At 61.3% G+C, this 12,360-nt stretch carries 10 protein-coding genes; 5 read left to right on the top strand and 5 right to left on the bottom strand.

The features are described from left to right. Window positions 1–186: 186 nt before the first annotated feature. Together IMW75_RS16990 and IMW75_RS16985 are read right to left on the bottom strand one after the other, a co-directional pair. Window positions 187–978 (bottom strand): CPBP family intramembrane glutamic endopeptidase, encoded by a 792-nt coding sequence (locus IMW75_RS16990; RefSeq protein WP_205893264.1) that lies wholly within the window; start codon window positions 976–978, stop codon window positions 187–189. Between the two features lie 539 nt (window positions 979–1,517). Then, window positions 1,518–2,516 (bottom strand): acyltransferase family protein, encoded by a 999-nt coding sequence (locus IMW75_RS16985; protein WP_205893263.1) that lies wholly within the window; start codon window positions 2,514–2,516, stop codon window positions 1,518–1,520. A gap of 148 nt (window positions 2,517–2,664) precedes the next feature. On the opposite strand from IMW75_RS16985, the gene IMW75_RS16980 reads away from it, so the two are divergent. Beyond that, window positions 2,665–3,042: a GPW/gp25 family protein gene (locus IMW75_RS16980; protein ID WP_205893262.1), complete on the top strand. Its 378-nt coding sequence runs from the start codon at window positions 2,665–2,667 to the stop codon at window positions 3,040–3,042. A 251-nt stretch (window positions 3,043–3,293) separates the two neighbouring features. Here IMW75_RS16980 and acnA read toward each other — a convergent pair whose 3' ends face one another. After that, entirely contained in the window at window positions 3,294–6,035 is a 2,742-nt protein-coding gene (acnA, locus tag IMW75_RS16975) for an aconitate hydratase AcnA (protein WP_205893261.1), read from the bottom strand. A gap of 222 nt (window positions 6,036–6,257) precedes the next feature. Here acnA and rlmM point away from each other — a divergent pair, with 222 nt between their 5' ends. Beyond that, window positions 6,258–7,331: a 23S rRNA (cytidine(2498)-2'-O)-methyltransferase RlmM gene (gene rlmM / locus IMW75_RS16970; RefSeq protein WP_205893260.1), complete on the top strand. Its 1,074-nt coding sequence runs from the start codon at window positions 6,258–6,260 to the stop codon at window positions 7,329–7,331. A gap of 274 nt (window positions 7,332–7,605) precedes the next feature. After that, window positions 7,606–7,857, top strand: a complete 252-nt coding sequence (gene tusA / locus IMW75_RS16965; protein ID WP_045062389.1) for a sulfurtransferase TusA — start codon at window positions 7,606–7,608, stop codon at window positions 7,855–7,857. Between the two features lie 211 nt (window positions 7,858–8,068). Here the strand turns inward: tusA and IMW75_RS16960 are convergent, their stop codons facing one another. After that, window positions 8,069–9,469 carry an MATE family efflux transporter gene (locus IMW75_RS16960; protein WP_205893259.1) on the bottom strand — a complete coding sequence of 467 codons (1,401 nt, stop codon included), beginning with the start codon at window positions 9,467–9,469 and terminating at the stop codon, window positions 8,069–8,071. Window positions 9,470–9,774: 305 nt separating this feature from the next. Here IMW75_RS16960 and pdxB point away from each other — a divergent pair, with 305 nt between their 5' ends. After that, window positions 9,775–10,923 carry a 4-phosphoerythronate dehydrogenase PdxB gene (gene pdxB, locus IMW75_RS16955; protein WP_205893258.1) on the top strand — a complete coding sequence of 383 codons (1,149 nt, stop codon included), beginning with the start codon at window positions 9,775–9,777 and terminating at the stop codon, window positions 10,921–10,923. Between the two features lie 217 nt (window positions 10,924–11,140). Here pdxB and IMW75_RS16950 read toward each other — a convergent pair whose 3' ends face one another. Next, a complete protein-coding gene (locus tag IMW75_RS16950; RefSeq protein ID WP_045062396.1) occupies window positions 11,141–11,320 on the bottom strand; it encodes a PA1571 family protein in 180 nt (59 codons plus the stop codon). 234 nt (window positions 11,321–11,554) lie between these two features. Between IMW75_RS16950 and IMW75_RS16945 the strand changes: the two genes are divergently transcribed. Then, window positions 11,555–12,360: ABC transporter transmembrane domain-containing protein (locus IMW75_RS16945; RefSeq protein WP_272873858.1), on the top strand; the 806-nt coding region annotated here is incomplete at its 3' end.

The following is a 12,360-nucleotide window of genomic DNA, read 5'->3' as shown; positions in this document are numbered from 1 at the left end:
GTGGTGACCGCACGGGCAGCAGGAGGAGGGGGATGGAATTCCTTTCCAGCGCAACAGTACGGCCTTCTCCGGTGCATTAATGCTGCCGGGGCCATTTTAAAAGCGTGCACTCTAGTGGCGTAGGGGGGGAGGGTCAAGGCTCTGTAGGAACTTTCTGTCATACGGACGTTTGCTTGGCCGTGATGGCTATCCCGCCAGCATTGGGTAGGTGAACAGCCCGAAGTGCAGCAGGTTTAACCCGAAATGCGTGGCGATGGCTGCGGCCAGTCCGCCGAAGCGGTAGGCCAGGCCGTAGCCGATGCCGGCGAGGGTTGCCAGCAGCATCCACTGCCACCCGGCGCCCCAGTGCGCGAGCCCAAAAACTGTTGCAGCAAGTAACACGGCGAGGTGTTCGCCGTACGGGAGGTGTTTGAGTCTTTGGCTCAGGCCGCCCTGTATATAGCCGCGGAACAGGGCTTCTTCTACCAGGGTGACTAATAGCAGGTTGTTGAGGAGCCAGATGCGCGCGACGTCGGGCCATTTGGGGGCCCATTGGATGATGCCCAGCAGCCAGGCGCAGGTGAAGGTGGCGAGTGCGGTGAGGGTCAGGGCGATGGCGCCGGTTTTCAGGGTTGGGCTGAAGGCGCGTTGGGCGATGATCCAGGGGCAGGCGAGCAGGAGCCAGAAGCCGAGCAGGGGTTTGTCGAGGTTGAGGTACATCGAGAAGGGTACGGCGTTGTCGCTGAAGCGTTGGGGCTCGATGACCTGGGCGTTGTGGAAGCCGGTCAGGTAGTGGAGGGCCAAGGCTATTGCCAGGAGAACGAACAGGCTGTGGCCGAAGTAGCGGGCGTATCGGTGGTTTTGGGGTTGGACGGCGAAGCCGGCTAGCAGGAGCAGGGTGATGGGGATGCTGGCCTGGAGGGACAGTTGACCGTAGGTGAGCGCCAGGACGTAGCCGGCGGTGAGCATGGTGAGGTACGGCCAGGGGAGGCGGAGCATGGGGTCGTCCTTGGTGGGGGCTTCGCTGGTTTGGGCATTTAGGCAGATGTGGGAGGGAGGGGCAATCCATGTTGGAGGGATAGTTGTTAGGGGGGGCGGAGGTTTTGGGATTTTTTTGGGGGGATGGTGTTTGGGACTGAGATAAATACCAAGGGGAACGTGAGATAAACCTGGGCCAATCCGCTCCAATACACCGCCGAGCCGTCAACTTGCCGCGTTTCGGCGCCGTCGATTGGGCTGGCGGCGGACACGATCAAACCCGACTTGGCGCTCTCAACTTACGGCATTCAGCACGAAAAGGTCGCTTGATCATGGGGAACAACTGATGGGCGTTGAACTGGAATACGGCGAAGTCAGCGCCGTTGATTACGTGACATGCCGGGTACGGGTTCGACTGGATGACCGCGACGGCGTCGAAAGCTACTGGCTGCACTTACCGCAGCGGAACGCCCAAGGCACCAAGCGCCGGCCGCTGTTGCCCGAACTGGGCGAACAAGTGGCGGTATGGACGCGCGCGGTAACTCCAATCACCACAGCCACTAGGCTGCCATTTCCCGGCCCTGCGGCTGACTCGCCCCATATTTCGCGCCGGCCCGAAGCGCGTGGCGAAGCTTCAAGGCCGGCCGTTCGACGTAGCAGTACGACACGCCGCTCAGCAAAAACGACAACACCAACACCGTTGCAACGATATGCCCGTCGTAGGCTACCGGCCAAAATGCGCGCAGGAAGTACATGACCACGAAGTGATTCAGGAACACGCCGTAACTGATGTTCCCCAAGAACTCGTCCACCCGGTGAAACTTGAGCTTTGTTAGCAGGTACACGGCGGGCACGCCCAGTGCGATGCCGGCGGTGACCTCGGCGTTGAACGGCCGCCGCTCAATCAAGCCCGCCATGATTGCCGCGAACATCAGCGCCGCAACCACGGCGGTGCCGGCAGCGATCGCTAAACCCTTCGCTTGTGGTTTGTACAGGTAACTGCCGCACAGGAACATGAACAGGACTCCCGGCAAAAGTCGGTAGCCATATAGGTCGGCGTTGATGAACCCAAGGCTGGCGGCGATGAAGACGATGACGGACAGGGAAAACGCAACGCCCCGCGCCCTGTAGATGATCAGAAAAGGGATAACCAGGTAGAAACACATCTCAAGCCCCAGCGACCAGGCCGGCGGCAAGATCTCCGATCCGGCCATTCCGAACATGTAGAAACCCAGCGGCACAATGGGAAGGCTTGCGGCGATGTTCCTGAACGTCAGCTCGGCCGCTTGAGGCGTGCCGGGAAGCAGGAAATAGATCACCAGGCAGGAGGAAACGAAGTAGAACAAGAACTGAGGGTAAAGCCGTAATGCCCTGTCCACGTAGAACAGGCCGATTTTATCCGGCGAACTGTAGTTGCGCTCGATCAGCGAGGTCATCACAAAACCGCTGATGATCAGGAAAGAAATCACGGCAACCACGCCGGGGTTTAACCCCATGAACGTTTTGCCCATATGAGAAACGGCGACCAAAACGGCCAATAGCAGACGATAAGCTCCCACTTAAACCCTCAAACGTCCTTGTAGTTATGGCGCGTAAATTACGATGATTTGCGCACGGAGAACAGGCATTTCCGCCCCGGCCACGTTTCCTCATTCTCTTTAAACCCGATTAAAAGCCGCCGCGCCGCTGTTTTCGCATGATTGGCGCATGACGACGCCCATTCTCTACACCAGCATCACCGCCACCCATTGGCAGCCCGCCCTCGGCACTCCGGGAGAGGTTGTCGAGGGCCTGTGCGATATCGATCAGGCGATCCGTATCGTGCCGTCTGCGCCCAAGGGCAGTGACCCGCACCGGCCGGAGTTCGGCAGCGATCTCCACCTTTATTTCGATTGGCCCGAAAACAGGGTGACCCCCCATTTGGTTCGCGAAGCGGTTGACGTGATCTGCCGTTGGCAAACCCGCGTCTGGGTCGTAAAGGTCGAGGTAAATATCGACGCCCCTCGGACCACGTTGCGGGTGCAGTGGCGGGTTGCTGACGGCGTCCCCCAGTTGACTGAGGTGCCCTATGCGCGAACGGCCTAAACCTATTTTTGTGGACGTAAACCCTGCGGCGACTGAGGCCGCGCTGATCGCCCGCTATGCGAAAATTTTTCCACGTTCATTTATCGCGCATCAAAGCCCGAATTTTTCGAGCAGCGCATCAGGATGGTGTTTAGGGGGGGGATTGGAGAGGGTGGTGTTTGTTATACCGCTATCGCGGGCAAGCCCCACATGGGTTAGTGGTGTTGGTGTTGGTGTTGGTGTTGGGGGGATTTTTGATCCCCCCGCTTGGGTTATGAGGCTATTAGTTGGCGCAGTACGTAGTGCAGGATGCCGCCGGATTTGAAGTATTCGACTTCGTTCAGCGTATCGATCCGGCACAGCACATCGACCTTCTCGCGACTGCCGTTTTCCCGGGTGATGACCAGGGTCAGGTTCATGCGTGGGGTGAGTTCGACGCCGGTCAGGCCGAGGATGTCGAGGGTTTCCTTGCCGGTGAGGTTGAGGCTTTTGCGGTTCTGGTCGAGTTTGAATTGCAGGGGAAGTACGCCCATGCCGACCAGGTTGGAGCGGTGGATGCGTTCGAAGCTTTCGGCGATGACGGCTTTGACGCCCAGCAGGTTGGTGCCTTTGGCGGCCCAGTCGCGGCTGGAGCCGGTGCCGTATTCCTGGCCGGCGATGACGACTAGCGGGGTGCCGGCGGCCTGGTAGCGCATGGCGGCGTCGTAGATCGCGACTTTTTCGCCGGTGGGGATGTAGATCGTGTTGCCGCCTTCTTCGCCGCCGAGCATTTCGTTGCGGATGCGAATGTTGGCGAAGGTGCCGCGCATCATCACTTCGTGGTTGCCGCGGCGCGAGCCGTAGGAGTTGAAGTCCCGGGGATCTACGCCTTTGCTGCGCAGGTATTGGCCGGCGGGGCTGTCGACCTTGATGTTGCCGGCGGGGGAGATGTGGTCGGTGGTGACGGAGTCGCCGAGCATGGCGAGGACCCGGGCGCCGGCGACATCCTTGACCACAGGCGGCGGGCCGCCGATGTCGTCGAAGAACGGTGGGTGCTGGATGTAGGTGGAGTCGTCCTGCCAGACGTAGGTGGCGGCTTGCGGCACTTCGATGGCTTGCCATTGTTCATCGCCGGCGAACACTTCGGCGTATTCCTTGTGGAACATGGCGGTGTTGACCTGGCTTACGGCGTCGGCGATTTCCTGGGTGCTGGGCCAGATGTCACGCAGGTAGACCGGGTTGCCGTCGTGGTCGTTGCCCAGGGGTTCGCTGCTGATGTCGGTGCGCACGGTGCCGGCCAGTGCGTAGGCGACCACCAGTGGCGGGGAGGCGAGCCAGTTGGTTTTCACCAGCGGGTGCACGCGGCCTTCGAAGTTGCGGTTGCCGGACAGCACGGAGGCGACGGTGAGGTCGGCTTTCTGGATGGCTTTTTCGATCGGTTCCGGCAGGGGGCCGGAGTTGCCGATGCAGGTGGTGCAGCCGTAGCCGACCAGGGCGAAGCCGAGTTGATCGAGGTATTGGGTCAGGCCTGCGGCCTTGTAGTAGTCGGTGACGACTTTCGAGCCGGGGGCCAGGGAGGTTTTGACCCAGGGTTTGCGGGTCAGGCCTTTTTCCACGGCTTTTTTCGCCACCAGGCCCGCGGCCATCATCACGCTGGGGTTGGAGGTGTTGGTGCAGGAGGTGATGGCGGCGATGACCACGGCGCCGTTTTTCAGGCGGTAGGTGTGGCCGTCGTATTCGTAGTCGGTTTCGCCGACCAGGTCGGCGTTGCCCACGGCTACGCCACCGCCGCCTTCACTTTCCAGGCGACCTTCTTCTTTGCTGGTGGGTTTGAATTGCAGGTCGATGAAGTCGCTGAAGGCCTGGGCGACGTTGGGCAGCGAGACGCGGTCTTGCGGGCGTTTCGGCCCGGCGAGGCTGGCTTCGACGCTGGACATGTCCAGGGCCAGGCTGTCGGTGAACGCCGGTTCCTTGCCCGGCAGGCGCCACAGGCCCTGGGTTTTGCAGTAGGCCTCGACCAGCTTGACGGTTTCTGGCGGGCGGCCCGAGAGGCGCAGGTAGTCGAGGGTGACGTCGTCCACCGGGAAGAAGCCGCAGGTGGCGCCGTATTCCGGGGCCATGTTGGCGATGGTCGCGCGGTCGGCCAGGGGCAGGTCGGCGAGGCCGTCGCCGTAGAATTCGACGAATTTGCCGACCACGCCTTTCTTGCGCAGCATTTGGGTGACGGTGAGCACCAGGTCGGTGGCGGTGATGCCTTCCTTGAGTTTGCCGGTGAGTTTGAAGCCGATGACTTCCGGAATCAGCATGGATACCGGTTGGCCGAGCATCGCCGCTTCCGCTTCGATGCCGCCGACGCCCCAGCCGAGTACGCCGAGGCCGTTGATCATGGTGGTGTGGGAGTCGGTGCCGACCAGGGTGTCGGGGAAGGCGTAGGTGCGGCCGTCTTCATCTTTGGTCCAGACGGTGCGCCCCAGGTACTCGAGGTTGACCTGGTGGCAGATGCCGGTGCCCGGTGGCACGACGCTGAAGTTGTCGAAGGCGCTCTGCCCCCAACGCAGGAAGGCGTAGCGTTCGCCGTTACGCTGCATTTCGATGTCGACGTTCTGCTCGAAGGCGCCGGCGGTGCCGAATTTGTCGACCATCACCGAGTGGTCGATGACCAGGTCCACGGGGGACAGCGGGTTGATGCGTTGCGGGTCGCCGCCGGCCTTCGCCATGGCGGCGCGCATGGCGGCCAGGTCGACCACGGCGGGGACGCCGGTAAAGTCCTGCATCAGTACGCGGGCGGGGCGGTACTGGATTTCCCGATCGGAGCGGCGCTCTTTGAGCCAGGCGGCAATGGCCTTGAGGTCGGCGCCGGTGACGGTCTTTTCATCTTCCCAGCGCAGCAGGTTTTCCAGTAGTACTTTCAAAGACATGGGCAGTTTGTCGAGGTCACCGAGGCTCTTGGCGGCGTCGGGCAGACTGAAATAATGGTAGGTCTTGTCGTCGACTTGCAGGGTTTTGAGGGTTTTCAGGCTATCGAGGGACGGCATTACGATCACTCCTTTTGATCCGCACGGCTACGGACTGAGGGGACGAACTGAGGTCTTAACCTAGTCCTGTTTGCGGCTTAACGCTAATAACTGGACTCTATGGACAGGTCCAAGGTTCCGAACTCGGCTATCATGCGCCGGTTTTCGTGACAGGCTTTGCTTCAACGCAAGCCTGGGCATCGCGCAGTGGCTGAATTCCTCGCCATCTGCCCAGGAGTAATAATGAACACCCTCTTTATGCATTGCCGGCCGGGCTTCGAAGGCGAAGTCTGCTCCGAGATTTCCGAGCATGCGGCCCGTTTGAACGTGGCCGGTTATGCCAAGGCCAAGACTGCCAGCGCCTTTGCCGAGTTTATCTGCACCGAGGAAGACGGCGCCGAGCGCCTGATGCGCGGGCAGCGGTTTGCCGATTTGATTTTCCCGCGCCAGTGGGCTCGCGGGATGTTTATCGAGCTGCCGGAAACGGATCGCATCAGTGTGATCCTGGCGCACATGGCTGACTTTGCGCTGTGTGGCAGTTTGTGGCTGGAGATGGTCGATACCAACGATGGCAAGGAGCTGTCGAATTTCTGCAAGAAGTTCGAAGTGCATTTGCGCAAGGCGCTGATGGCGGCGGGCAAGCTGGTGGAAGACCCGCTCAAGCCGCGGTTGCTGCTGACGTTCAAGAGTGGGCGCGAAGTGTTCATGGGGCTGGCGGAGTCGAACAATTCGGCGATGTGGCCGATGGGCATTCCACGGTTGAAGTTTCCCCGCGAGGCGCCGAGTCGTTCGACGTTGAAGCTGGAGGAGGCGTGGCACCACTTTATCCCGCGGGACCAGTGGGATGAGCGCTTGCACAGTGACATGACCGGTGTGGACCTGGGTGCGGCGCCGGGCGGCTGGACCTGGCAGTTGGTGAACCGCGGCATGCTGGTGACGGCGATCGATAACGGGCCGATGGCGGAAAGCCTGATGGAAACCGGGTTGGTGCAGCATTTGATGGCGGATGGTTTCACCTTCAAGCCCAAGCAGCCGGTGGACTGGATGGTGTGCGACATCGTCGAGAAGCCGGCGCGCAATGCGGCGATGCTGGAGGAGTGGATCGGCGAGGGGCATTGCCGTGAGGCGGTGGTGAACCTGAAGTTGCCGATGAAGCAGCGCTATGCCGAGGTGAAGCGCTTGCTGGAGCGGATTGCCGAGGGCTTCAAGGCGCGGGGGATTCGGGTGGAGATTGGCTGCAAGCAGCTGTATCACGACCGGGAAGAGGTGACCTGTCATTTGCGCAGGATTGATGTAAAAAAGCCCAAGTCCCGCTAACCCCAAGCCCCCGTAGGAGCTGCCGAAGGCTGCGATCTTTTGATCTTGATGTTCAGCAACCTTGAAAGATCAAGATCACGATCAAAAGATCGCCCCCCGGTAGGAGCTGCCGAAGGCTGCGATCTTTTGATCTTGATGTTCAGCAGCCTTGAAAGATCAAGATCACGATCAAAAGATCGCAGCCTTCGGCAGCTCCTACGGGGAGCGTGTTATGCCACAGATGACCGAACACCCGACATTGCGCGACAATGTCGGCCAGTTTCAGGAGTGAATCATGAGTGAAATGCTTGATACGCCGGTCGACGGCACCCTCGACGCCACCGGCCTCAACTGCCCGGAGCCGGTGATGATGTTGCACCAGCACATCCGTGACCTGGTGCCTGGCGGTCTGCTGAAGGTGATTGCCACCGACCCGTCGACCCGCCGTGACATTCCCAAGTTTTGTGTGTTCCTCGACCATGAACTGGTTGGGCAGCATGAAGAGGCAGGGACCTACCTCTACTGGATTCGCAAGAAACTCGCTTAAGCAGCTCGCTTGAGCATGGATGAGCACCTTGTGGGAGCTGGCTAGCCAGCGATAGCGATGGTGAATGTGACACCGCCATCGCTGGCAAGCCAGGCTCCCACAGGGCGCGCGGGTGTTTGTTGGATTGTGCAACACCACAAACCTGTGGGAGCTGGCTTGCCAGCGATGGCGATGGTGAATGTGACACCGTCATCGCTGGCTAGCCAGGCTCCTACAGGGTGATGCGGATGCGCCGGCGGGCGCTGCGGGTCAGGCGGATGGAGAGCATCAGTGCCGCGCAGCTCAGGCCGACGATCAGGCCTTGCCATAGCCCGCTCGGGCCGCTTGGTTCGCCGAACCAGTCGGTGAGGCCTAGCGCGTAGCCCACGGGCAAACCAATGCCCCAGTAGGCGAACAGGGTCAGGATCATCGTTACCCGGGTGTCCTGATAACCGCGCAGGGCGCCGGCTGCCGTGACCTGGATCGCGTCGGAGAACTGGAACAGCGCCGAATACACGATCAGCATCGCTGCAACATGAATCACCGTCGGGTCCGAGGTGTAGATGGTCGCGATCTGCTCGCGCAGCAACAGCATCATGCTCGCCGAAATGCACGCATACGCCAGCGCGGTGCCCATGCCGACGCCGGCGGCGAACCTTGCTTCCCGCGGTTGCTCCCGCCCGAGGGCCTGGCCGACGCGTACGGTGACGGCCATGCCCAGTGAGTAGGGGATCATGAACACCAGGGAGCTGAAGTTGAGGGCGATCTGGTGCCCGGCCACGACGGTCGCGCCGAGGCTGCCGATCAACAGGGCGATCACGGCGAAGATGCTCGACTCGGCAAACACCGCAATGCCGATTGGCAGACCGATGGAGAGCAGGCGCTTGATCACCGACCACTTCGGCCATTCGAAGCGGCTGAACAACTGGCTCGACTGATAAACCGGCGCCCAGCGTTCCCAGCCGGCCATGCCCAGGGCCATCACCCACATCACGATCGCCGTGGCCCAACCGCAGCCAACGCCACCCATGGCGGGCACGCCGAAGTGGCCATAGATGAAGATGTAGTTGAGCGGGATGTTCAGCGCCAGGCCGCACAAGCCCAGGACCATGGCCGGGCGGGTGCGCCCAAGGCCGTCGCTGAAGCAGCGCAGCACGTGGTAGAGCGCCACCGCAGGCAGGCCGCTGGCAATGCCGTGCAGGTATTGCATGCAGGGGCCGATGAGTTCGGGGTCGACGTTCATCATGTGCAGGATCGGCTCGGCGCTGAGCAGCATGCCGGTGGCCATCAAACCTACGACCAGTGCGAGCCACAGCGCCTGGCGCACGATCGGGCCGATTTCGCTGTGGGTGCCGGCGCCAAAGCGCTGGGCGACTTTCGGGGTGGTGGCGAGCAGGGTGCCTGTCATCAGCAGGAACACCGGCACCCAGATCGAGTTACCCAGGGCCACCGCCGCCAGATCCCGCGGCCCGACCCGGCCGGCCATCACGGCGTCGACGAAACCCATGGCGGTGGTGGCCAGCTGCGCGATCATGATCGGCAGGGCCAGGCCCAGCAGGTTTTTCAGCTCCAGACGCACCCGGGCCGGGCGGGTGAGGGGGGTGGTAGAGGCGTGGTCAGTGGCGGAATTCAAGGCGTAACGTCCAAAGGTATTGATGCGCGAGGCGGGGCATTCTACGCGTTGACGCAGTGGTCAGGAAAATAGCTATGTTGGGGATTTGTAATTGCACAAAAACCATTCCCTCATCCCGCCACGGTCCCCCGTAGGAGCTGCCGAAGGCTGCGATCTTTTGATCTTGGCTTTGACGGGTTCGAATGCCCCGAAGATCAAGGTCAAAAGATCGCAGCCTTCGGCAGCTCCTGCGGGTGGTGAGGGATCGGTGCTAGGCGGTGGGTGGCATCTGCGCCTACACTGCCGATCCCCCAAAGGAGCCCACCATGCTGATCGTTGCCGACGAAAATATCCCGCTACTCGATGCCTTTTTCGAATCCTTCGGTGAGATCCGCCGGGTACCGGGGCGGTCGATTGATCGCGCCACCGTTGAGCAGGCCGACGTGTTGCTGGTGCGTTCCGTGACCAACGTCAACCGTGCTTTGCTCGAAGGCAGCAAGGTGCGGTTTGTCGGCACCTGCACCATCGGCACCGATCACCTTGACCTGGATTACTTCCAGCAAGCCGGCATCAGCTGGTCGAGCGCTCCGGGCTGCAACGCCCGGGGCGTGGTCGACTATGTGCTGGGCAGCCTGTTGACCCTGGCCGAGATCGAAGGCGCGGACCTCAAGCAGCGCACTTATGGCGTGGTGGGTGCCGGTGAAGTGGGCGGTCGCCTGGTTGAAGTCCTGAAGGGCCTGGGCTGGAACGTGCTGGTCTGCGACCCGCCGCGCCAGAGCGCCGAGGGGGGTGATTTTGTCAGCCTGGAGCAGGTCATCGAGCGCTGCGATGTCATCAGCCTGCACACCCCCCTGAAAAAACACGGCGCGCAGTCCACCTGGCACCTGTTCGACCGCGATCGCCTGAGCCAGCTCAAACCCGGCACCTGGCTGATCAACGCCAGCCGCGGCCCGGTGGTCGACAACGCCGCCTTGCGCAACGTGCTGCTGCAGCGCGAAGACCTGCAGGCGGTGCTGGATGTCTGGGAAGGTGAGCCTGAGGTGGATGTGGCGCTGGCGGACCTGTGCGTGTTGGCCACGCCGCACATTGCCGGTTACAGCCTCGATGGCAAGCAGCGCGGCACGGCGCAGATCTATCAGGCGTTTTGCGATTTCCTTGGGCAGCCGGCGACGGTCAGCCTGAGTGAGCTGCTGCCGGCGCCCTGGTTGGCGCAGGTCACCCTCAACGCCCAGACCGACCCGGCCTGGGCGCTGGCGATGTTGTGCCGCGGGGTGTACGACCCACGCCGTGATGATGCGGATTTCCGTCGCAGCCTTGTAGGCAGTGTGAGCGAGCAGCGTGCGGCGTTTGATGCCCTGCGCAAGCATTACCCGTTGCGCCGTGAGATTGATGGGCTGCAGGTGCGGGTTGAGGGGGAGTCGGTGGAGTTGCAAATGATCGTGGCGGCATTAGGGGCCACCTCAATCCCGGCGTAGCGCCTACCTTCCCGTAGGAGCTGCCGAAGGCTGCGATCTTTTGATCTGGTTCTTGATTGTAAAAAACCAGAAGCAAGATCAAAAGATCGCAGCCTGCGGCAGCTCCTACGGGGGTATGCCATAAACCGCCCATAAAAAACCCGGCCATCAAAGCGGGGTTAAGAGACGGCCCATAAAAAACCCGGCCATAAGGGCCGGGTCAAGAAGACGGGCTATATCAATCTTGTTTGGCAGGCTCGACCAATCGCTTCTCCAGGTCGCGGCAAGCGTCCTGGATCATGTCTTCAGTGATTGGCACTTCGCGCCCCTGCTCGTCGATAATCGAGCAACCCAGAGACTGGCCGGGCTGTGTACGAATCACTTCAATCTTGTCTTCGCTGCTGTGTTGCAAGGACATGGCCTGTCTCCTCATCAGGTTGTGTGCTTACTATAAAACCGCCTGGTGACCGGGCTGTGACAGTCCCTGCGGTCTTTCCTGAACGGCATCGACAGTCCACCAGAAATAACGCAGGGTTGCCACCCGGACTTTAGACCAATAGCGTCTAGCTCCTAGGCCTTGCGGTCATAATTAACCTGACTCATTGTTATTTACACAAGTTCCCTTCAAACCACCGCGCCGTGGCGCACCTGGATGATTTTGATGCTTTCTGCCCGTCACCGCCGTGCCATTCGCCTGACCAGTCGTTTTCTCGCACCGTACCGTTGGCCGGCCCTCGGCGCGTTGTTGGCGCTGATTGCCACGGCGGGCATCACCCTGTCCATGGGGCAGGGCATTCGACTGCTGGTGGATCAGGGGTTCATGACCCAGTCACCGCATCTGCTCAATCAATCCATCGGCCTGTTCATGTTGTTGGTTGGGGGCTTGGCGGTCGGCACCTTTGCGCGTTTTTACCTGGTGTCGTGGATCGGCGAGCGGGTGGTCGCCGACATTCGCCGGCAGGTGTTCAACCACCTCGTCTACCTGCATCCCGGTTTTTATGAGGACAACCGCAGCTCCGAGATCCAGTCGCGCCTGACGGCCGACACCACTTTGCTGCAATCGGTGATCGGCTCTTCGCTGTCGTTGTTCCTGCGTAATTTGTTGATGGTGATCGGCGGGGTGATCCTGCTGTTCATCACCAACCCCAAGCTCACCAGCATCGTGGTGGTCGCCTTGCCGCTGGTGATTGCGCCGATCCTGATCTTCGGTCGCCGGGTGCGCAGCCTGTCGCGCATGAGCCAGGACCGCATCGCCGACATCGGCAGCTACGTGTCCGAAACCCTGGGCCAGATCAAGACCGTGCAGGCCTATAACCATCAGGTGCAGGACGAGCAACGGTTTGCCGTGACCGTGGAGCAGGCGTTCGAGACCGCGCGCAAGCGGATCTTCCAGCGCGCCTGGCTGATTACCCTGGTGATTGTGCTGGTGCTGGGGGCGGTGGGGGTGATGTTGTGGGT

The organism is Pseudomonas gregormendelii (genome assembly GCF_017114825.1).
In the GTDB taxonomy this organism is placed as follows: domain Bacteria; phylum Pseudomonadota; class Gammaproteobacteria; order Pseudomonadales; family Pseudomonadaceae; genus Aquipseudomonas; species Aquipseudomonas gregormendelii.
The sequence above is the reverse complement of the archived record's forward strand: the minus strand, read 5'-3'. Positions and strand labels throughout refer to the sequence as shown.

Bases quoted from the DNA above. Each gene is read 5' to 3' on its own strand.
- pdxB (WP_205893258.1), top strand. From the start codon at position 9,775: ATGCTGATCGTTGCCGACGAAAATATCCCGCTACTCGATGCCTTTTTC.
- acnA (WP_205893261.1), bottom strand. From the start codon at position 6,035: ATGCCGTCCCTCGATAGCCTGAAAACCCTCAAAACCCTGCAAGTCGAC.
- IMW75_RS16990 (WP_205893264.1), bottom strand. From the start codon at position 978: ATGCTCCGCCTCCCCTGGCCGTACCTCACCATGCTCACCGCCGGCTAC.
- IMW75_RS16980 (WP_205893262.1), top strand. From the start codon at position 2,665: ATGACGACGCCCATTCTCTACACCAGCATCACCGCCACCCATTGGCAG.
- rlmM (WP_205893260.1), top strand. From the start codon at position 6,258: ATGAACACCCTCTTTATGCATTGCCGGCCGGGCTTCGAAGGCGAAGTC.
- IMW75_RS16950 (WP_045062396.1), bottom strand. From the start codon at position 11,320: ATGTCCTTGCAACACAGCAGCGAAGACAAGATTGAAGTGATTCGTACA.
- tusA (WP_045062389.1), top strand. From the start codon at position 7,606: ATGAGTGAAATGCTTGATACGCCGGTCGACGGCACCCTCGACGCCACC.